The sequence below is a fragment of the Pseudomonas sp. H1_A03 genome, from assembly GCF_054685145.1.
Genome location: NZ_CP162829.1, coordinates 3,911,267 through 3,930,260 on the forward strand (window position 1 = coordinate 3,911,267; position 18,994 = coordinate 3,930,260).

Genomic DNA, 18,994 nt, shown 5'->3' on the forward strand with positions numbered 1-18,994 from the left:
GAACTCCTACCAGCACACAAAGCCGCCATCGACCAACAGGTCGACACCGGTGCAGAAAGACGACGCCTGGCTCACCAGGAAGATCGCCGGGCCAACCATTTCTTCCACGCTGGCCATGCGGCCCATGGGCGTGGTCTGTTCAAATATCTTCACCTGGTCGGCCACTTCCGGCCGCGAGTTCATCGGCGTGGCGGTGTAGCCGGGGCTGATGCAGTTCACGCGCAAGCCCTTGTCGGCCCATTCCATCGCCAGGCTTTTGCTCAGGTGGATCACCCCAGCCTTGGAGGTGTTGTAGTGCGCCTGCAACAGGCCACGGTTGACGATGCTACCGGACATGGAGGCGATATTGACGATGGCGCCTTTGCCACGCGGCAACATCACCGCGGCCTGGGCCTGGCAACTGAGGAAGATGCCGGTGAGGTTGATGTCGAGGGTGGTTTGCCAGCGTTGCAGTTCCAGGTCTTCGGCAGCCTGGGCGTTGGCGATGCCGGCACAGTTGACGGCGACGCTGAGTTCGCCGAGTTCGCTTTCGGTGTGGGCGACGGCCGCATCCAGGGCGGCACGTTCGGTGACCGTGCCGCTGAGGGCCAGGGCGCGACGGCCGAGGGCTTGGATGCGTTCGACGGTGCTGGCGATACCCGGGCTGCCGGGTAGATCGAAGCAGGCTACATCGGCGCCGGCTTCGGCGAGGCCGACGGCGATGGCTTGGCCGATGCCACTGCCGGCGCCAGTTACAAAGGCGACTTGGCCCTGAAGACTAAAAAGCTGCATGAAATACTCCATTGTTGAAATCACAGTGGGACCCCTGTGGGAGCTGGCTTGCCTGCGATAGCGGTCGTTCAGTCACCTCTTCGGTGGCTGGTACACCGCCATCGCAGGCAAGCCAGATCCCACAGTTGATGTGTGTTGTCTTTGCTCACGCGGTGGCCATTTCCATCACTGACACCGGTGTGGCTTCACCACGCTCCAGAATCCCCATCTGCCGTCCCCGGCTCATCACCATCACGCGATGGGACAATCCCAGCACCTCATCCAGGTCCGAACTGACCACTATCACCGCCATGCCCTTGGCCGCCAGGTCTGCAATCACCTCATAAATCGCCGCCCGCGCGCCCACGTCGATGCCTCGAGTCGGCTCGTCCAGAATGAACACCTTGGGATTACGCGCCAGCCATTTGGCAATGATCACTTTCTGCTGGTTACCGCCGGACAGGCTGGAAATCCGCGACTGCGGCGCGCCTTTCACGCCGAGTCGAGCCACCGCCGTACGCGCGAATTCACGTAGCGGGGCAGGGAACACCCAGCCGCGTTTATCCAGCAGGTCGGTGTTGCCATAGATCAGGTTGTCTTCGATGCGATGTTCCACCACCACGCCTTGCTGCTTGCGGTCCTCGGGCACCAGCACCACGCCGGCCTGGATGGCTTCGAACGGCGAGCGCAACTGACGCACCTCGCCATCCAGCACCATAAGCCCCTGAATGTCCTGGGCCGCGCCGGCAATGGTGCGCACCAGTTCGGTCCGCCCGGCGCCGACCACGCCGGCAATGCCGAATACCTCACCGGCGCGCACGCTGAAATCGATGCCGTGCAGGGCGAATTCACGGCAGCTTAAATCCTTGACCTGCAACATCACTTGGTCCTGCGGCGGTTGCAGCGCGGGGAAAATTCGCTCCAGGCTGCGTCCGACCATTTGCTCGACCAACTCACGCACCGGCACCTGGGCCGTGGCGTGCAAGGCAATTTGGCGACCGTCACGCAGTACCAGCACGCGGTCGGCAATACGCGCGATTTCTTCCAGGCGATGGCTGATGTAGATAAACGACACCCCCTCAGCCTTGAGCCGTTCCACCTGTTTGAACAGCAGCTCGGTCTCTTCCCCACCCAACGCCGCGGTGGGTTCATCGAGAATCAACAGGCTCGCCTTGAGGGTCAGCGCCTTGGCGATTTCCACCAGTTGCTGCGCCGCCACGCTCAGGCCTTCGACCTTGCGCGACGCCGGCACCTTGAGCCCCAGGCGTTCCAACTGGATCTGCGCCTGGGCTTCCATGTATTCGCGGTCCACCTTCCCATAACGCATGGGCAGGCGGCCGACGAAGATGTTTTCGGCGATCGACAATTGCGGCAGCAGGCGGATTTCCTGATGGATCAGGCCGATCCCGGCGCTCAGCGCGGCCCCCGGCGAACCCGGTGCGTAAGGCGCGCCGAGCCAGGTCATGCTGCCGCCGGCTTCGGGCTGCACAAGCCCGGCGATGATCGACGACAGGGTGGATTTACCCGCGCCGTTCTCGCCGAGCAGGGCCAATACTTCGCCGGGGCGAATGTCCACGTTGACCTGCGACAGGACCTGCACCGGCCCGTAGGCCTTGCTGATATTGCGCAGGCACAACACCGCTTCGGCGGTGTTATCCAGAGCTGCTGCTCGCATGACGACCTCCAAGGTTTACGGGTGCTGTTGCAGGAACGGCGCGACGTTGTCTTTGGTGGTCAGCACGGTGGGCAGCAGTTGTTCCTTGGGCACGTCTTTGCCGGCCTTCAGGTCAATCGCCGACGCCACCGCCAGGCGGCCCATCTTCTGCGTCTGCTGGGTCATAGTCGCGTTCAGCACACCGCTTTGCACCGCCTTGAGCCCGGCGACGTCACCGTCAAAACCAACCACCACGACCTTGTGATCCAGGTTGCCGACTTTCACTGCCTGTGCAGCGCCCAACGCCATGGCATCGGCACGGCCGAAAAACACGGTGATGTTCGGGTCACGCTGGAGCAAGTCCTGGGCCACGGCGAAGCCTTTGTCCTGGACCCATTCGGCGGGTTGCTGGGCGACGACTTTGAGGTCCGGGAAGGCTTTCAAGCCTTCTTCGAAGCCTTTGGCTCTATCGTTTTCAGGGGTGGTGCCGAGCTGGCCTTGCAGGATCGCGATGCGGCCCTTGCCGTCGGTGATCTTGCCGACGTATTCGGCCAGCGTCTTGGCACCTGCCACGCTGTCGCTGGCGATAAAGGTATCGCCCGGCGCGTCAGGGGCGTTGCGGTCGACGGCGATCACCGGGATGCCGGCGGCCTTGGCGGCTTTGACTGGCACACCGGCGGCGGTCGCACCGGCAGGGATGTAGATCAGCACGTCGATCTGGCGGGTGATCAGGTCTTCAATCTGGCTGACCTGGGTAGACGAGTTGCCCTGGGCGTCCACGGTGATCACCTTGATCCCCTTGGCCTTGCCCTCGGCTTCCACCGATTGCTTGATCTGGTTGAAGAAGTCGGCCTGCAGGTTGGCCACGGCGAGGCCGATGGTCAGGTCCTTGGCCCAGGTGGTGCCGGCGGCGGTGAGGGTGGCGGCAGCGAGAGCGGTGGCCAACAGCAGTTTCTTGGGGCTGAACATGTCGGTGACTCCTGGTTTTATTGTTGGAGGGTGTCAACTGTCGAACAGGTTTTAACGGGCAGTGCTGGAGCGGCGTCGCAGGGTGTCGATGGTCACGGCGAGGGCGATGACCACGCCGATCACCACTTGTTGAATAAAGGGTGAAACGCCCAGCAGGTTGAGGCCATTGCGCAGCACGCCAATGATCAACACGCCCACCAGGGTGCCGCCGATGCTGCCGACGCCACCGTTAAGGCTGGCGCCGCCAATGACCACGGCGGCGATGGCGTCCAGTTCCAGGCTCAGGCCGGCACTGGGTTGCGAGGAATCGAGGCGCGCGGCCAGGGTCACGGCGGCGATACCGGCGAGGGCGCCACTGATGGCGTACACCCACAGTGTGATCGCGCGCACCTTGATACCCGACAGTCGCGCCACTTCCGGGCTGCCGCCCATGGCGTAAAGGTTGCGGCCACCGGCACGAAAGCGCAGGAACACCCAGGCCACTACCAGCATCACCAGGAAAAACCCGACCGTCGCCGAGAGAAAACCGAAATGCCGCACCGTGGCCAGATTGGTAAACCACTCCGGGTAGCCGACAATCTGCCGGCCTTCGGTGAGGATATTCGCCAGGCCACGGGCCACCGACATCATGGTCAGCGTGGCAATGAATGGCGGCAACTTGGCATAGGTAATCAGCGCGCCCGACACCAGCCCGGCGAGCATGCCGGTGGCGATCGAGATCGGAATCGCAAAGCCCAGCGGCACGGCCTGATCCTGATAGAGCCAGCCGAGCATCATCATTGAGAAGGCCAGCACCGACCCTACCGACAGGTCGATGCCGCCGATCACGATCACGGCGGTCATGCCAATCGCCAGGATGCCCAGCACCGTGACCTGATCAAGGATGTTCAGGCCATTGCGTAAAGAGAAGAAGAATTCCGAACTGAAGGAGAAGACCAGCACCAGCAGCACCAGGCCGATCAGCGGGCCGCCGATGTTGCTGGGGAGCAGTTTCACCAGCCGTGGGCGGTGGGGCGGCTTGAGTTCGGCCGGGTGCTGGACAATAGCTTTGGCGTCCACAGTGTTCTCCTGATTTATTTTTTTTGGAGTGCTTTCAGGCGACTTGAATATTTATGCGTGCCTGACTGTTAATTCAGATTCCAGTGCCACCGTGTCAAAGTCAAGCGCTTAATTTTTCAGGTATGCCTCTAGAACGCAGCTTTTACCGGGCGCAAAGCCACGGGATAGAGTGGCGCGCCTGGGATTTTGGCCGTTTGTCCGAGGGATCTTTCCGGGTTTTATTTCATTTTTCCACCGTCCGCTTACTTGACCTGCGGGGCGTTCGGCGTCTAAATAGAAATATATTGTCACTGCTGAATAAATATTCAAACACAGCTTTCGGCACTTTCACCTCGCGTGGTCAGCCCACAGGAGCCGCTGCATGAATGCCTTCCAGTACGACGCTCACCAGATCAAAGAACAGGCCCGCCTGATCCGGCGCCACGTGATCCGCCTGAATGCCGACTCTCCGGCCGGCGGGCACACCGGGGCCGACCTGTCGGAAACCGACATCCTCGCCACCCTGTACTTCCGCATCCTCAATACCGGTCCGGAGCGCACCGAAGACCCGGAGCGGGATATCTACATCCAGAGCAAGGGCCACGGCGTCGGCGGTTTGTATTGCTGCCTGGCGCAGGCGGGCTACATCCCCACCGAGTGGTTGCCCACCTACCAACACTTCAATTCCCACTTGCCCGGCCACCCGGTACGCCAGAAAACCCCCGGCATCGAACTGAATACCGGCGCCCTCGGCCACGGTCTGCCGGTGGCGGTGGGGCTGGCGTTGGCGGCGAAGATGTCCGGCAGCAAAAAGCGCATTTACGTACTCACCGGCGACGGCGAGCTGGCCGAAGGCTCCAACTGGGAAGCCGCGATGGCGGCGGCCAAATACGGCCTGGATAACCTGTTTGTGATCGTCGACAAAAACAAGCTGCAGCTGGCGGGGCTGACGGCCGACATCATGCCGCTGGACCCGCTGGACGTGAAATGGGCCGCCTTCGGCTTCAGCGTCAGCGAGTGCGACGGCAACGATGTGGGCCAGTTGATCGCAGCCTTGGAAAGCATGCAGACCAAAACCGGCGCGCCCCAGGTGCTGATCGCCCACACCATCAAAGGCAAGGGCGTGTCGTTTATCGAAGCTCGCCCCGAATGGCACCACCGTGTGCCCAAGGGTGATGAAATCAACGCAGCACTGGAGGAGTTGAACCATGGCGAGTGAACATTTGGCGAGCGTCATGGTGGACGCCTTTATTGCCGCCGTCGATGCCGGGCTCGACGTGGTGCCGGTGGTCAGCGACTCCACCTCCACGGCCAAGATCGGGCCGTTTGCGCAGCGTTTTCCCGAGCGCCTGATCAACGTTGGCATTGCCGAGCAGTCGCTGGTCAGCGTTGCGGCGGGGCTGGCATTGGGCGGCAAGATCGCCGCCACCTGCAATGCGGCGCCGTTCCTGATTTCGCGGGCCAATGAACAGATCAAAGTGGACGTCTGCTACAACCAGGCCAATGTGAAGATGTTCGGTCTGAATGCCGGCACCAGCTATGGCCCGTTAGCCAGTACCCACCACAGCCTCGACGATATTTCGGTGATGCGTGGCTTTGGCAATGTGCAGATCTTTGCCCCGGCCGATGCCGTCGAGTGCCGGCAGATTGTCGATTACGCGCTGCGGTATGAGGGCCCGGTGTATATCCGTCTCGACGGCAAGGCCTTGCCCGACGTTCATGGCGCCGATTACCAATTCAAACCCGGGCACGTGGATATCCTGCGCCAGGGTACAGACCTCAGCATCGTGGCCCTGGGTTCGGTGGTGCACGAAGCGGTCGACGCGGCGGCGTTGCTGGCGGAGCAGGGCATTCAGGCGCAGGTGATCAACCTGTCGTCGATCCGCCCCTTGCAGCGTGATGTGCTGTTGAGCGCGTTGCGTGGCACGCGCGCAGTGATCACGGTTGAAGAACACAACATCAATGGCGGTGTCGGCAGCCTGGTCGCCGAAGTGCTCGCCGAGGCCGGCCTGGGCATTGCGCTGACCCGCCTGGGCATCGGCGATGGCGAATACGCCGCCGCGGGCGCGCGCGAACCGACGCGCGCCTTGCATAACATCGACGCGGCTGGGATTGTGGCGGCTGCCACTCGGTTGCGGTGACCCCCATGAATAACCATACGCCGCTGATCCTGGCGATAGATGAAGGCACCAGCAACGCCAAGGCGGTGCTGGTCAACGAGCTCGGGCAGGTGATAGCACGCGGCTCTCGGCCATTGAGCATCATTCATCCACAGCCGGGTTTTTCTGAGCAGGATCCGCTGTTGATCTGGCACAGCACCCTGGCCGCCATTGAAGAATGCCTGGCCCAGGTGGATCGGCCAGTCACTGCATTGGCCATCAGCAACCAGCGTGAATCGGTGGTGGCCTGGGATCGACATACCGGTGAAGTGCTGTCGCCGTGCATCAGTTGGCAATGCCGGCGCTCCACGGCGTTATGTGCCCAGTTGCGCGAGCAAGGTCATGAGGCGCTCATTCTGGAAAAAACCGGATTGGCCCTCGACCCGATGTTTTCCGCCGGCAAATTTCGCTGGATTCTCGACCACCTGGAAAATGGCCATGCCCGCGCCGCTGCGGGTGATATCTGCCTGGGCACTGTCGACAGTTGGCTGCTGTGGAAACTCAGCGGCGGCCAGGTATTTGCCACCGACTATTCCAACGCCGCGCGCACGCAATTGTTCAACCTGCACACCTGCGCCTGGGACCCTGAGCTGTTAGCGCTGTTCGCCATCCCGCTGGCGGCACTGGCGCCGATTCGGCCCAGCGCCGGCTTCTTCGCCGAAACCGTCGCGGTGGGCGGTTTGCCCGCCGGCATCCCGGTGATGTCGATGATCGGCGACTCACACGCCGCGCTCTACGGGCAGGGTGGTTTTGCGCCGGGCCTGGTGAAAGCCACGCTTGGCACCGGCTCATCCTTGATGACGCCCATGAGCGGCCCGATTGCCTCCACTCACGGCCTTTCGACCACACTGGCCTGGCACGACGGCGGTAAACCGACCTTCGGCATGGAAGGCAATATCGTCCACACCGGTGCCGCCGTGCAGTGGGCTTCGCGGCTGGTGGCCGGGGAATCCCTGGACGCCTTGACGGAGCAGGCCGCGCAACTGCCCGACAACGGCGGCGTGTACTTCGTGCCGGCGCTGTCCGGGCTGGGCGCGCCACATTGGAAAGCTGACGCACGCGGCTTGATCTGCGGGCTGACCGAAGCCACGTCCGGCGCACACATCCTGCGGGCTTCACTGGAATCCATCGGTTATCAGATCCGTGATGTGTTCGAAGCGATGCAGCAGGACATCGGCAGCCCGTTGAAGGCGTTGTGGGTGGATGGCGGCGCGACGCGCAACCGCTGGCTGATGCAGTTCCTGGCCAACCTGCTGCAACGCCCGGTGGTGCGCAGCCTGTCACCGGAGGTGTCGGCATTGGGCGCGGCGCACCTGGCGGGCAGGGCGTCGGGAGTGTGGGCGAGCGATGAAGCGCTGGGCGCGTTGGAGCGCCAGCGGGAGCGGTTTGAGCCGCAGGAAGATCCGGCGATGGCGGGGCGTTATGGCGAGTGGAAAAAGGCCTTGAGCCGTACTCTTCTCTAACTATTTATGCAGCCTAAAAGTGTGGGAGCTGGCTTGTCGAATCGTCGCACCGCTGCGATAGCGGTTTTTCAGCCAATATTTTCATTGCTGACCCACCGCCATCGCAGGCAAACCAGCTCCCACAATTGATCGAGTTGTGCCTGTTATTCGCTCAAGGCTTCCAGGTCTGCACATCCTTCGCATCCACCGCCTTGGGCAACAACCCCGCCTTGAAGAATGCATCGGCAATCTTCTGCTGTTCACCCAACTGATCGATTGTCACCGGCTGCACCTGATAGCTGCGGAGTGCATTCGCCGCTTCAACCGTGGCGACATCCAGATTGCCCCACAACGGGCCGAGCACTTTAGCCGCGTCCTGCGGGTTGGTTTTCACCCACTTGCCCGCTTTTTCCAACGCGTCATACACCACCTTCAACGCACCCCACGATAGCCTGGGCCTCGGCGCTTATGCCGATGGAAAAAGCCAGCAACCCGATTACTGCGGCGAGGGGACGACGTATGGACATGGTGTGCTCGATCTCTAACGAAATAGTTTTGAGCTTAAGGTTCTAAAAACTATTCGTTAAATACTCTTTCGATCTTAGCTTAGGGCGCTTTTCCCAGGTTCCGACGAATTGGGCATAACCATAGAATTATAGGGTTCTTTCATAATTTCTCGTCATTAATATAATCGAATTAACTCTACTGCCAGGCCTTGCGCGGGTTTTTGGCATATGCAGCTCTTTTCATTTCTCCCACGCCAAGGTCTTCCATGACGTTCAAGAAACTTATTGTTGCCGCCAGTTTGCTGTTCGCCGCTGCGGCGGCCCATGCCGAGCAAAGCCTGGATATCAGCTACCAGCGTTCGTCCACCTTGTGGATCCTGCTCAAGCAAAATGGCCAGTTGGAACAGCGCCTCAAGCCGCTGGGTTTCACAGTTAACTGGCATGAGTTCAGCACCGGCCTGCTCAGCTCGCTCAACGCTGGCAGTGTCGATCTGCACGCCGATGTGGCCGACGCCTTTGCCCTGTTTACCCAGGCCGCGGACGCGCCGTTGACCTACTACGCCCAGGAAAACTCATCGCCGAGTGCCCAGGCGATCATCGTCCAGGAAAAATCACCGATCCACAGCATCGCCGACCTCAAGGGCAAGACCGTCGCCGTATCCAAAGGCTCGGGCAGCAACTTCCTGCTGATCTCTGCGCTGAAAAAAGCCGGGCTGACGCTAAGCGATATCACCCCGCGTTACCTGGAAGCGCCGGATGGCGGCGCCGCCTTCGCCAATGGCAGCGTGGACGCCTGGGTGATCTGGGACCCGTTTCTCGCCACCCAGCAACTCGATCATCATGTGCGTGTGATCGCCGATGGCAAGGACGGCTTGGCCGACTACAACCGCTTCTACCTGGCCACCACTCAGTTCGCCAACGCCCACCCGGACGTGTTGCAGGTGACCTTCGACACCCTGCGCGAGACCGGCCAATGGGTGAAGGCCCATCCCAAGGAAGCCGCCGAAATACTTGGCCCACTGTGGGGCAATATCGCCCCTGCCACGGTGGAGCGCGCGAACAGTCGCCGCAGCTACGACATCATTCCCGTGAAGGTTGAACACCTCGCCGAACAACAACGCATCGCCGACACCTACTACGCCGCCAAGCTGATTCCCAAGGCGTTGAAGGTCAGCGCAATCACCGTGTGGACACCCAAACCATGAGCCGCCAAATCCATTTATCCGCGTTCCTGTTGAGTGGGCCGGTGGTGCACAGCCATGCGGTGTGGCGCCACCCGGAAACCGTCGGCAATTACCTCGACCCCGAGTATTACGCACGGGTAGCCAAGGTGGTGGAGGAGGGGCTGTTCGACTTCCTGTTCTTCGCCGATCGCCTCGCGGTGGGTGACCAGATGGGCGGCTCCCGCGAGTTCGCCTTGCGCTACGGCGCCCAGGACGCCACGCGCCTGGACCCGTTGCCGATCCTCTCTTACCTGGTGGGCAAGACCACCAAGCTGGGCCTGGGCGCCACCCGCTCCACCACCTATTACGAGCCGGCGCACATTGCCCGTGAATTCGCGACCCTCGACCACCTGTCCAAGGGCCGTGCAGCGTGGAATATCGTCACCTCGATGAACGACAGCGAAGGGCGCCTGTTCGGCAAGGACAAGCACCTGGAACACGACCTGCGCTACGACCGCGCCGACGAGTTTGTCGAAGTCGCGCTGAAGCTCTGGAACAGCTGGGGCAAGGACGCGCTGAAGCTGGATCGCGAAAGCGGGGTGCTGGCTGACCCTGAGCTGATCCGTTCGGTGCAGCATCAGGGCGAGTGGTTCAAGGTTGAAGGCCCGCTGAATATTCCGCGCACGCCCCAGGGCCGGCCGGTGCTGATCCAGGCCGGTTCTTCGGGGCGTGGCCGGCGTTTTGGTGCGCGTTGGGCCGAGGCCATTTTCACCATTCACTCGCACTTGGCGGCGATGCGCGCGTTTCGTGATGACGTACGTGCCCAGGTCGTGCAACAAGGCCGTGCCGCTGACAGCTGCAAAGTGCTCACGGCGGTGATGCCGTTTATTGGTGGCAGCGAAGCCGAGGCCCGCGCCAAGCGCGACAAGCACAACGCGCTGGCACGTCCGGAGTTGGGGTTGGTGACCTTGGCTTCGCAGCTGAATGTCGACCTGTCGCCATTCCCGCTGTCGGCGACGCTGGCCGAGATCGCTCAGTCGCCCCTGATCCCTCGGGCGGCCGCTGAAAAGCTATTGATGCAAGGCCCGGAAACCACCCTCGAACAACTCGGCCGCATCTTCGCCAGTAGCGTGCGTGTGCCCCAGTTGGTGGGCACGGGCGCACAAATCGCCGACCAGTTGGCCGAGCTGTTCGAGCAGGGCGGTTGCGATGGGTTTGTGATTTCGCCGGGGTATCTGCCGGGCTCGTTCACGGAGTTTGTGGAGAGTGTGATTCCGCATTTGCAGCGCAAGGGGTTGTTCCGCACGGCGTATGAGGGGACGACGCTGCGCGAGCACCTGGGCCTCGCTGATCTCACACGCTGAACGCCCACATGTCATATCCGCAAATCTATCAATTTAGAAGGGACACTTTGCATGACTGATTTCGATTATTTAACCCGTCGTCGCCTGCTCGGCCTGGCCGGTATCACCCTGGCCAGCCTGTCGCTGCCGCGCCTCGGCTTCGCTGCCGACGCGCATGCCGGCCATAATGTCGCCCAGGAACCTGCCGGCACCGGTGAGTTCATCCGCCTCGACGCACCGCGCAAGTTGAAACTCGCCGTCAACCTGAACGCCGTGTGCCTGGCCCCGGTGGTGATCGCCCATGGCCAGGGCTTTTTCACCAATCACAACCTGGACGTGGAACTGGTCAACTTCGGTAACTCCACCGAAGTGCTGTTGGAAGCGATTGCCACCGGCAAGGCCGATGCCGGCGTGGGCATGGCGCTGCGTTGGCTCAAGGCGCTGGAGCAGGGTTTTGACGTGAAACTCACCGCCGGCACCCACGGTGGCTGCCTGCGCTTGCTCAGTGCGGTGAATGGCGGCGTGACCAAACTCGAAGACCTCAAGGGCAAGGCCATTGGCGTGACCGACATGGCCAGCCCGGACCGCAATTTCTTCTCGATCCTGCTGAAAAAACACGGTGTCGACCCGGTACGTGACGTGGAATGGCGTCTGTTTCCAGCCGACCTACTCGGCACTGCGCTTGAGCGCGGCGAAGTGCAGGCGGTGAGCGGTAGCGACCCCTTCATGTACCGCCTGATCAAGTCTGGCGTGGCGAAGGAGCTGTCCACCAACCTGGTGGAGGAGTACGCCAACCTCAGCTGCTGCGTGGTCGGTGTCACCGGCAAGCTGGTGCGTGAAGAAAAGCGCGTGGTCGCGGCACTGACCCAGGCGATCCTCGAAGCTCACGACTATTCGGTGCAACATCCGGAAGAAGTCGCCAAAGGCTTCCAGGCCCATGCGCTGAACACCTCGGTGGAGGAAGTGCAGGCGATCCTCCACGACCACACCCACGGTCACCACGCGGTGGGCGCGGCGCTGACCCAGGAAATCCTCACCTACATTACCGACCTGAAAACCGTCGAGGTGATCAGCAAGAGCACCGACCCGTTGGAGTTTGCCAAGGAGATCACCGTCGATGTCTTCAGCTGATGCAACAACCCTGAACCCCTCCCTGGCGTTCAAAGTCTGGTGGCAGGGCGTGGCGGTGGTCGGGGCCTGGGTCGCCGTTGCGCTGTTGATCAGCTACTGGCCCAACGCGACACGCAACTGGCCGATGACCCAAGGCTTGGCCAACCTGTGTGTGGCTGTGGCGGCGCTGTTCATCGTGCTGAGCCTGCTGGGGCGCAAGCTGCCAGGGCTAGGCCTGCGCTTGCGTAATGCCGGCCCTTGGTTGATCGCCTTGCCGGTGCTACTGGGTATCTGGGAGTTGGCCACCGCCAAGCTGGCGCTGTTGCCGGTGCCGTTTTTTGCGCCGCCCCAGGCCTTGCTGGCGGTGTATCTCGAAGACTATCCGCGACTGGCCGACAGCCTGCTGCATTCGGCGTTGCTGCTCGGCTCGGGCGTGGCCCTGGGCGCGATCACCGGGTTTATTGCCGGGGTGGCCATCGGTTGGTCCACGCGCATCGGCTACTGGTTGCACCCGGTGCTGCGCATCCTTGGCCCGGTGCCGTCAACGGCGTTGTTGCCGCTGTGTTTTTTCCTGTTTCCGAGCAGTTGGAGCGCCAGCGTGTTTCTGATCGCCCTGGCCACGTGGTTCCCGGTCACGGTACTGACTTGGTCCGGCGTGTCGAGCGTGGATCAAGCCTATTACGACGTGGCCCGCACCTTGGGCGCCAAGCAGGGCTTCCTGGTTTTCAAAGTGGCGATTCCCGCGGCCTTGCCCCACGTGTTCGTTGGCCTGTTCATGGGCCTGGGCGCTTCCTTTTCGACGCTGGTGGTGGCGGAGATGATGGGCGTCAAATCCGGCATCGGCTGGTACCTGCAATGGGCCCAAGGGTGGGCCGCCTACGCGAATATGTACGCCGCATTGCTGATCATGGCACTCGCCTGTTCAGGGTTGATCACCGGGTTGTTCCTGGTGCGTGATCGGTTGCTGGCCTGGCAGAAAGGATCAATGAAATGGTAGCCCTGGCACACGCAGTATCGGCGTCGGAAGGCTTGGCGCTGCGCATCGAAAACCTCAGCCATGGCTTTGCCCTGGACGGGCAGCACCTGCCGGTGTTGGAGCGGGTGTCTCTGGAGGTGGCGCCGGGAGAGTTTGTGGCCTTGCTCGGGCCTTCGGGTTGCGGCAAATCCACCTTGTTGCGTTTGGTGGCTGGCCTGGAACCGGCGGATTCCGGCCGCTTGCTGGCGGATGGTGAAGCCATCACCGGCCCGGACCCAAGCCGCGTGGTGGTGTTCCAGGACCCGACGCTTTACCCGTGGCGCCGCGTGTGGGACAACGTGGCGGTCGGCCTGGAAGCCCAGGGCCTGCTCAAGACCCATTCGGCCAAGGTCGATGAAGCCTTGGAAAAGGTCGGCCTGAGTCAGTTCGCCCGTGCCTATCCTCGGCAACTCTCCGGTGGCATGGCGCAACGGGTGGCCCTGGCGCGCGCACTGGTCAATCAACCGCGCCTGCTGATCCTCGATGAGCCCTTAGGCAAGCTCGACTCCTTGACCCGCATTACCATGCAAAAAGAGCTGATCGGCCTGTGGCAACGCCAAGGCTACACGGCGTTGCTGGTGACCCATGACGTGGAAGAGGCCTTGCTGCTGGCCAACCGGGTGATTGTGTTCAGCGACCGTCCGGCAAAAATTCAGGCGCAATTGAGCATTGATCGGCCGTATCCACGGCACCGCGATGATCCTTATCTGGTTGACCTGCGGCGCCAGATACTGGGCCTGCTGGGGTTGGGCGGCAGCTGGTAGTCATTCAGGGTCAGCTTCTTTCAGCGCAATGGCCTGGGGCGTCGCGCTAAATGCTCCGGCGCGGTCTGCCAGGTAACGCGCCGGCGGCTGGCCCACCGCCTTGCGGAACATGGTGATAAAGCCGCTGGCGTTCTCATAACCCAGGTCCAGCGCCACCGTTTGCACGCTCTGGCCTTTGGCGAGGCGCTGCAACGATAGGATCACATGCAACTGCCGGCGCCAGCGGCCAAAGCTCAGCCCCAGTTCCTCCAGCAGCAGGCGCGTCATGCTGCGCTCGCTCATGCCGATGCGCACCGCCCATTGGCCGAGGGTGGTTTTGTCCGCCGGTTCGGCCAACAAACTATCGGCCAGGCGACGCAGTCTAGGGTCCTTGGGCATGGGCAAATGCAAGGCTTCGATAGGGGCGGCTGCCAGTTCATCCAGCAGCGTATTGATCAAACGGCCCTGGGCACCCCCTTCGTCATAGAGCTGCGGGAAACTCACGGCCTTGCTGATCAACTCATGCAACAGCCCCGACACGGCCAACGTGCAGCATCGCGGGGGCAGGGCGCATGCGACGCCAGGGTCGATCAACAGGCAATAGACTTCCGCTTCGCCAGACCCGCGCGCCGCGTGGGACGTGCCGCCGGGAATCCACAGTGCACATTGCGGCGGCACGATCCAGATACCCGCCTCGATCTCGCAATGGATGATCCCGCGCAGGGTGTACATCAACTGGCCCTTGCGATGGGCATGTTGCGCATGTTCCCAGGTGTCCGACGTGCTGGTGGCGGTCACGGCCACCACGGCGCGGGGGAACACATCGGCGTCCTTGGCCATCAGCGGGTCGTGCATGTCAAGGCGATGGTGCTTCATGGCGGGGATCGCAAGTTGGCTGAATTGCGAAATAGTCTGGCTATTCTGTGCAATGCCGTCTAGTGGTGCGATGGATATAGTGAGATCCATTCTCAACAAGGAGCTCTGCCATGCGACTCGACAGCACAACATTTCCGGTGGTGAAAATCGTCTTTGATGCGCCCAGCGAGAGAGGTCCGGAAGATGCCTTCCGGATTTTCGAAAGCCTGTTGGCCCGTCAGCAATCCTTCGTGCTGCTGCACGAAAAAGCCGTGGCTGAAAACAACCACGAACACTCCCACGAGGAACGCAAGCAAGCCTCGATCTGGATGAAGAAAAACAAACAGGCGCTGCGTGCCTACGTCAAAGGCATGATCCAGGTGGAACCCAGCGCCGCGCAGCGCCTGGCGCTCAAGCCGTTCGCCGCGATGTTCGGCAAGGCGTGGGGGTACCCGTTGCTGGTGGTGGAATCCAAGGACCTGGCCTGGGCGCTGGCGCGGGATGTGCTGGATGAGCGGGTGTCGGATGTGGCGCATTTTTGAAGGGTAATGTGGAGCAAAAAATGTGGGAGCGGGCTTGCTCGCGAATGCGTTTGATCAGTGGATACATCGTTAACTGATACACCGTATTCGCGAGCAAGCCCGCTCCCACATTTGTTCGGTGGCGAGGCTCAGTCCACGCAAATCGCCCGGCCGAGCTTGCCTTTTTCCACCGTCGCCGAGCAGCCGAAGTGGCTGTTGTCCACCTGGCACGCGCCTGTCACCGGGCCATTGCCCGTTTGGGTGGTGACACTGGTCTGGCACTCGCCATCACACTGACTAGAGTCGGTACACGCCTTACCTGCATCCTTGTACGGCGTGATGCATTTCCAGCTCTGCAACTTGCCGACTTGCTTCATCGTGCCGCCGCCTGCCAGGCACGTCGACGCGGCGGCGTCTTGCGCAGGGGGCGTGGTGGGCGCTGTTGAGGTGCAAGCCGATACCAACAGCAGGGCGGCCAGGCCGATCATCAATTTCATGCAAAAGTCCTCATAGGGTAAGCGCAGCGGTGCAGTGTACGGGCAATTGGACTACTTTGATTGACGAGCGATCCCTACCCGGTACTTACCCATGCACACGTTATGGAAGCGGTATTTGGCCTTGCTGGAAAACGATCTGAGCACACAGATTTTCGACAACGTGAAAAACCTGCTGGTGTGTGCGCTGTTGTTTGCGGCAGGGACCAATACGCTCGTGGGCCAGCAGGACCTGTTTATCGGGGTGTTTGCCTCCAGCGTGGCCGGCTGGGGACTGATTGTGCTGTCGACGCTGTTGATGCTGTTGAACGTCAGTGATGGTATCCGTCGATTGGCCAAGCTGCGTTATCACCTGGCGCTACAGCTGTTGTTGATCCTGGTGTATCTGGTGGTGGCCGAGCGGGTGGTAGAGATTGTGTGGGGCTTCCGCGCGCATTGAAGTATCCTCCGCGCCCCGCTTATCACTGATTCAAAGACAGATGACAGGACAAGACATGCAGGCGCTGCTGGACTCGATCCTTGACGAAGTTCGTCCATTGATCGGCCTCGGCAAAGTCGCCGACTACATCCCCGCGCTGGCCGATGTACCCGCCAACCAGATCGGCATCGCCGTGTACGGCAACGACGGCTCGGCCTACCGCGCCGGTGACGCCGATACGTTGTTCTCGGTGCAGAGCATTTCCAAGGTGTTCAGCCTGGTGCAGGCCATCGACCACGGCGGCGAAACCATCTGGGAACGCTTGGGCCACGAACCGTCCGGGCAACCGTTCAACTCCATGGTGCAACTGGAATTCGAGCGCGGGCGCCCGCGTAATCCGTTTATCAATGCGGGCGCGCTGGTGATTTGTGACATCAACCAATCGCGCTTTGCCGTACCGATCCTGTCGATGCGCGACTTTGTAAGGCGCCTGTCCGGCAACCCGCAGATCCTGGTCAACAGCGTCGTCGCCGATTCCGAAGCCCAGCACGGCGCGCGCAACGCGGCCATGGCATACCTGATGAAGTCGTTCGGTAACTTCCACAACGACGTAGACGCGGTGCTGCACAGCTACTTCAACTATTGCGCGTTGCAGATGAGCTGCCTGGACCTGGCCAAGGCCTTCAGCTTTCTCGCCAACGAGGGCACCAGCGCCCACAGCGGCGAGCAGATCCTGACGGCGCGCCAGACCAAGCAAGTCAACTCGATCATGGCCACCAGCGGGCTGTATGACGAGGCAGGGAATTTCGCCTATCGCGTGGGGCTGCCAGGCAAAAGCGGGGTCGGCGGCGGGATCGTCGCGGTGGTGCCGGGGCAGTTTACGGTGTGCGTGTGGTCGCCGGAGCTGAACGCGGCGGGGAACTCGCTGGCGGGGATGAAGGCGTTGGAGTTGTTGAGTGAGCGGATTGGGTGGTCGGTGTTCTAAGGTGTAATGGCGTTTATCTGCTGAAATGCAATCTACCAGCACCATGATTTCCCTGTGGGAGCGGGCTTGCCCGTTCCCACACGGGTTCAGCAATCACTTTAGGCCTTACGTTTCAAAAACAAATCCACCATCAAGTACAGTGCTCCAGCGGTGATCGCTATATCGGCGATATTGAACACGCCGGTATGCGTCTGTCCGACATTCAGGACCATGTAGTCGACCACATGACCGTGGCGAAAGACGCGGTCGATCAGGTTGGCAATGCCACCCAGCGCAATCGCATACAGCGGCAAGACCTTACGCAGTGGTTGGCTCCAATTGGACAGCGACCACCACATCGCCCAGGCCACCACTACTGCCACGCCGACGATAAAGATCAGCTGTTTGACCTGCGGCGGCAAAGCAGCGCCCAGGCTCAGGAAGGCGCCTGGGTTCAGGCTCAGTTCCAATGCGAGGTTGATGGGGTTAGAGCCGATTTTGAAACTGTTGGCTTGCAGTGAAACCAGGGCCAGTAGTTTGACGAGTTGGTCGACGGCAACAAAGGCGATACCGGCGAGGAGGGCGAAGGTGCGGCCTCGCAGTAGGGGTGACGTGCTCAAGCGGTAACTTCCTGTTTGGGGGCGGTCGATAGAGCGCCCGAAGATAGCTCAGGCGCTCTATCCCGTCCATCTTCAGGCCGCCGGGTGGGCTACGTCCAATGCCTTGTCGACCAGCAGTTGCACACCTTCGAGCATGCGGCAGATACCCAGTGCGACGTTGCGTTGAGCACCGTCGATTTCAAAGGCCAGGTGAGTGGCGATATCGTTGATGGAGGCCAGGTCCTGGGAGGCGTTGACCAGCAGGGTTTCCGTGCCTAAGTCGGCGCGGACGGTGAAGAGTGTTTCTGGGGGATTTGGACTGTCTTTGATCATGGTGAAGCTCCTTTGTAAATGGAGCTGCCACGATTCGCGGTCAACCGAATTAGGGTGGCAGCTATACGCGGGTTGACCGACCGGCCAAAGAAGCAAAACCGGCATACCCGAAGGTATCCCGCGTACAGCTGCCGCGACACAATACATCAGGCGTAAAAAAAACGCCGAAGATCGGTGTAGGCGCAGTTGCTCTTTGAAGTCGGACGGTCAAATCCGGTCGCTGAATTGGCAGCGACGGCAGAGAGGTTAGTCAGCGAACTTCCGAGTGACAACCTGAAACGGTTGTGGGATATATCCGAGAATCTGGGGCGCAGTGCCATCCCTGTGGGAGCTGGCTTGCCTGCGATGCAGTGTGTCAGCTAGCACATCCGGCACTGGCACTCTCGCCACATCGTAAATCATCGGCTGGAGTGTCTATTCACTGTCTTTATTGGCATCCCCTGGCTTTCCTCTTCGGCACCGGCACGATCATGCTCACCTCACCCTGATACCGTTGATACCTTTCCCCAAACAGCACCACCAGATCCTTTTCTTCAAAGTGGGTCCCAACGAAGAGATAGATGGTCAGCCCCACCGCAAACAACAGATGACCTGCCGTCATGTCCGGTGTTGCCCAAAAGGCAATCAAGAACCCCAGGTAAAGCGGGTGACGAACGATCTTGTAGAGCAGCGGCGTTCTGAATGCCGGCGCGTGTTGTGCCGTGCCGCGCCAGCGGTCAATAGCCTGTTTGAGCCCGAAAAGTTCGAAGTGGCTGAACAACAACGTCGCCAGCTATAAAAACGTGACCAGGAAAGTCAGATAGCAGCCGATGCTGTACACCCGCACGACGAGGCTGTTTGAGTTTTTTTGCGAGATCATGGACGACTCCTTTCGTGCATGGTGAATGGGTAAACCAGTCGACGTACGAATTCGACTGG

The 18,994-nt window shown here is 61.1% G+C and carries 19 protein-coding genes and 2 pseudogenes; 11 read left to right on the forward strand and 10 right to left on the reverse strand.

The annotated features are described in order from the left end of the window. Positions 1-6: 6 nt before the first annotated feature. The 4 genes from AB4O35_RS18180 to AB4O35_RS18195 form a co-directional block, all read right to left on the reverse strand. The gene (locus AB4O35_RS18180) at positions 7-771 is read right to left on the reverse strand and encodes an SDR family oxidoreductase (RefSeq protein WP_065881949.1); all 765 of its coding nucleotides are present in this window, start codon (positions 769-771) and stop codon (positions 7-9) included. A gap of 145 nt (positions 772-916) precedes the next feature. After that, positions 917-2,425 carry a sugar ABC transporter ATP-binding protein gene (locus tag AB4O35_RS18185; RefSeq protein ID WP_065881951.1) on the reverse strand — a complete coding sequence of 503 codons (1,509 nt, stop codon included), beginning with the start codon at positions 2,423-2,425 and terminating at the stop codon, positions 917-919. 15 nt (positions 2,426-2,440) lie between these two features. Beyond that, positions 2,441-3,373 (reverse strand): substrate-binding domain-containing protein, encoded by a 933-nt coding sequence (locus AB4O35_RS18190; RefSeq protein WP_460149166.1) that lies wholly within the window; start codon positions 3,371-3,373, stop codon positions 2,441-2,443. A 51-nt stretch (positions 3,374-3,424) separates the two neighbouring features. After that, on the reverse strand, positions 3,425-4,432 hold the full coding sequence (locus tag AB4O35_RS18195; protein WP_049712752.1) for an ABC transporter permease: 1,008 nt from the start codon (positions 4,430-4,432) through the stop codon (positions 3,425-3,427). Positions 4,433-4,793: 361 nt separating this feature from the next. On the opposite strand from AB4O35_RS18195, the gene AB4O35_RS18200 reads away from it, so the two are divergent. The 3 genes from AB4O35_RS18200 to AB4O35_RS18210 are packed head-to-tail and all read left to right on the forward strand — an operon-like array spanning position 4,794 to position 8,033. Next, positions 4,794-5,630, forward strand: coding sequence for a transketolase (locus AB4O35_RS18200; RefSeq protein ID WP_065872139.1), 837 nt, complete (start codon positions 4,794-4,796; stop codon positions 5,628-5,630). After that, positions 5,620-6,552: a transketolase family protein gene (locus AB4O35_RS18205; RefSeq protein ID WP_065881954.1), complete on the forward strand. Its 933-nt coding sequence runs from the start codon at positions 5,620-5,622 to the stop codon at positions 6,550-6,552. Before AB4O35_RS18200 ends, AB4O35_RS18205 begins: the two co-directional genes overlap by 11 nt. Positions 6,553-6,557: 5 nt before the next feature. Further along, positions 6,558-8,033 carry an FGGY family carbohydrate kinase gene (locus AB4O35_RS18210; RefSeq protein ID WP_065881956.1) on the forward strand — a complete coding sequence of 492 codons (1,476 nt, stop codon included), beginning with the start codon at positions 6,558-6,560 and terminating at the stop codon, positions 8,031-8,033. Between the two features lie 151 nt (positions 8,034-8,184). Here the strand turns inward: AB4O35_RS18210 and AB4O35_RS18215 are convergent. Continuing rightward, positions 8,185-8,448: pseudogene (locus AB4O35_RS18215) on the reverse strand (ABC transporter substrate-binding protein); the annotation flags it as partial. Positions 8,449-8,784: 336 nt separating this feature from the next. Between AB4O35_RS18215 and AB4O35_RS18220 the strand changes: the two are divergent. From AB4O35_RS18220 to AB4O35_RS18240, 5 genes are read left to right on the forward strand one after another with little or no spacing between them, the layout of a single operon-like run. Continuing rightward, the gene (locus AB4O35_RS18220; RefSeq protein ID WP_065881958.1) at positions 8,785-9,723 is read left to right on the forward strand and encodes an aliphatic sulfonate ABC transporter substrate-binding protein; all 939 of its coding nucleotides are present in this window, start codon (positions 8,785-8,787) and stop codon (positions 9,721-9,723) included. Next, positions 9,720-11,045, forward strand: coding sequence for an LLM class flavin-dependent oxidoreductase (locus tag AB4O35_RS18225; RefSeq protein WP_065890796.1), 1,326 nt, complete (start codon positions 9,720-9,722; stop codon positions 11,043-11,045). Before AB4O35_RS18220 ends, AB4O35_RS18225 begins: the two co-directional genes overlap by 4 nt. 51 nt (positions 11,046-11,096) lie before the next feature. Then, a complete protein-coding gene (locus AB4O35_RS18230) occupies positions 11,097-12,155 on the forward strand; it encodes an ABC transporter substrate-binding protein (RefSeq protein ID WP_065890797.1) in 1,059 nt (352 codons plus the stop codon). Then, positions 12,142-13,131, forward strand: coding sequence for an ABC transporter permease (locus tag AB4O35_RS18235; protein ID WP_065872146.1), 990 nt, complete (start codon positions 12,142-12,144; stop codon positions 13,129-13,131). The genes AB4O35_RS18230 and AB4O35_RS18235 overlap by 14 nt, the downstream gene beginning before the upstream one ends. Next, positions 13,125-13,913, forward strand: coding sequence for an ABC transporter ATP-binding protein (locus tag AB4O35_RS18240; RefSeq protein WP_065881964.1), 789 nt, complete (start codon positions 13,125-13,127; stop codon positions 13,911-13,913). Before AB4O35_RS18235 ends, AB4O35_RS18240 begins: the two co-directional genes overlap by 7 nt. Here the strand turns inward: AB4O35_RS18240 and AB4O35_RS18245 are convergent, their stop codons facing one another. Beyond that, entirely contained in the window at positions 13,914-14,768 is an 855-nt protein-coding gene (locus AB4O35_RS18245) for an AraC family transcriptional regulator (RefSeq protein ID WP_065946309.1), read from the reverse strand. 110 nt (positions 14,769-14,878) lie between these two features. Between AB4O35_RS18245 and AB4O35_RS18250 the strand changes: the two genes are divergently transcribed. Further along, complete coding sequence (locus tag AB4O35_RS18250; RefSeq protein ID WP_460149167.1) at positions 14,879-15,289, forward strand: hypothetical protein; 411 nt, start codon at positions 14,879-14,881, stop codon at positions 15,287-15,289. Between the two features lie 128 nt (positions 15,290-15,417). On the opposite strand, the gene AB4O35_RS18255 is transcribed toward AB4O35_RS18250, so the two are convergent. Further along, complete coding sequence (locus tag AB4O35_RS18255; protein ID WP_065881969.1) at positions 15,418-15,765, reverse strand: hypothetical protein; 348 nt, start codon at positions 15,763-15,765, stop codon at positions 15,418-15,420. A 91-nt stretch (positions 15,766-15,856) separates the two neighbouring features. Here AB4O35_RS18255 and AB4O35_RS18260 point away from each other — a divergent pair, with 91 nt between their 5' ends. Both AB4O35_RS18260 and glsB read left to right on the forward strand, forming a co-directional pair. After that, entirely contained in the window at positions 15,857-16,201 is a 345-nt protein-coding gene (locus tag AB4O35_RS18260; protein ID WP_049712765.1) for a hypothetical protein, read from the forward strand. 55 nt (positions 16,202-16,256) lie between these two features. Then, on the forward strand, positions 16,257-17,165 hold the full coding sequence (glsB, locus tag AB4O35_RS18265) for a glutaminase B (RefSeq protein ID WP_049712766.1): 909 nt from the start codon (positions 16,257-16,259) through the stop codon (positions 17,163-17,165). A gap of 98 nt (positions 17,166-17,263) precedes the next feature. Here the strand turns inward: glsB and AB4O35_RS18270 are convergent, their stop codons facing one another. The 3 genes and pseudogenes from AB4O35_RS18270 to AB4O35_RS18280 all read right to left on the reverse strand — a co-directional run. Next, the gene (locus AB4O35_RS18270) at positions 17,264-17,764 is read right to left on the reverse strand and encodes a signal peptidase II (protein ID WP_065872152.1); all 501 of its coding nucleotides are present in this window, start codon (positions 17,762-17,764) and stop codon (positions 17,264-17,266) included. Positions 17,765-17,836: 72 nt separating this feature from the next. Further along, the gene (locus AB4O35_RS18275) at positions 17,837-18,076 is read right to left on the reverse strand and encodes a DUF6124 family protein (RefSeq protein ID WP_065872153.1); all 240 of its coding nucleotides are present in this window, start codon (positions 18,074-18,076) and stop codon (positions 17,837-17,839) included. Positions 18,077-18,503: 427 nt separating this feature from the next. Then, positions 18,504-18,848 (reverse strand): annotated as a pseudogene (locus AB4O35_RS18280) (methyltransferase family protein); the annotation flags it as partial. Positions 18,849-18,994: the final 146 nt, after the last annotated feature.

What these genes read in the sequence shown, in the direction of transcription:
- AB4O35_RS18205 (WP_065881954.1), top strand. Translation starts at nt 5,620, where the DNA reads ATGGCGAGTGAACATTTGGCGAGCGTCATGGTGGACGCCTTTATTGCC.
- AB4O35_RS18210 (WP_065881956.1), top strand. Translation starts at nt 6,558, where the DNA reads ATGAATAACCATACGCCGCTGATCCTGGCGATAGATGAAGGCACCAGC.
- AB4O35_RS18180 (WP_065881949.1), bottom strand. Translation starts at nt 771, where the DNA reads ATGCAGCTTTTTAGTCTTCAGGGCCAAGTCGCCTTTGTAACTGGCGCC.
- AB4O35_RS18235 (WP_065872146.1), top strand. Translation starts at nt 12,142, where the DNA reads ATGTCTTCAGCTGATGCAACAACCCTGAACCCCTCCCTGGCGTTCAAA.
- glsB (WP_049712766.1), top strand. Translation starts at nt 16,257, where the DNA reads ATGCAGGCGCTGCTGGACTCGATCCTTGACGAAGTTCGTCCATTGATC.
- AB4O35_RS18200 (WP_065872139.1), top strand. Translation starts at nt 4,794, where the DNA reads ATGAATGCCTTCCAGTACGACGCTCACCAGATCAAAGAACAGGCCCGC.
- AB4O35_RS18185 (WP_065881951.1), bottom strand. Translation starts at nt 2,425, where the DNA reads ATGCGAGCAGCAGCTCTGGATAACACCGCCGAAGCGGTGTTGTGCCTG.
- AB4O35_RS18220 (WP_065881958.1), top strand. Translation starts at nt 8,785, where the DNA reads ATGACGTTCAAGAAACTTATTGTTGCCGCCAGTTTGCTGTTCGCCGCT.
- AB4O35_RS18260 (WP_049712765.1), top strand. Translation starts at nt 15,857, where the DNA reads ATGCACACGTTATGGAAGCGGTATTTGGCCTTGCTGGAAAACGATCTG.
- AB4O35_RS18250 (WP_460149167.1), top strand. Translation starts at nt 14,879, where the DNA reads ATGCGACTCGACAGCACAACATTTCCGGTGGTGAAAATCGTCTTTGAT.
- AB4O35_RS18190 (WP_460149166.1), bottom strand. Translation starts at nt 3,373, where the DNA reads ATGTTCAGCCCCAAGAAACTGCTGTTGGCCACCGCTCTCGCTGCCGCC.
- AB4O35_RS18275 (WP_065872153.1), bottom strand. Translation starts at nt 18,076, where the DNA reads ATGATCAAAGACAGTCCAAATCCCCCAGAAACACTCTTCACCGTCCGC.
- AB4O35_RS18225 (WP_065890796.1), top strand. Translation starts at nt 9,720, where the DNA reads ATGAGCCGCCAAATCCATTTATCCGCGTTCCTGTTGAGTGGGCCGGTG.
- AB4O35_RS18255 (WP_065881969.1), bottom strand. Translation starts at nt 15,765, where the DNA reads ATGAAATTGATGATCGGCCTGGCCGCCCTGCTGTTGGTATCGGCTTGC.
- AB4O35_RS18230 (WP_065890797.1), top strand. Translation starts at nt 11,097, where the DNA reads ATGACTGATTTCGATTATTTAACCCGTCGTCGCCTGCTCGGCCTGGCC.
- AB4O35_RS18245 (WP_065946309.1), bottom strand. Translation starts at nt 14,768, where the DNA reads ATGAAGCACCATCGCCTTGACATGCACGACCCGCTGATGGCCAAGGAC.
- AB4O35_RS18240 (WP_065881964.1), top strand. Translation starts at nt 13,125, where the DNA reads ATGGTAGCCCTGGCACACGCAGTATCGGCGTCGGAAGGCTTGGCGCTG.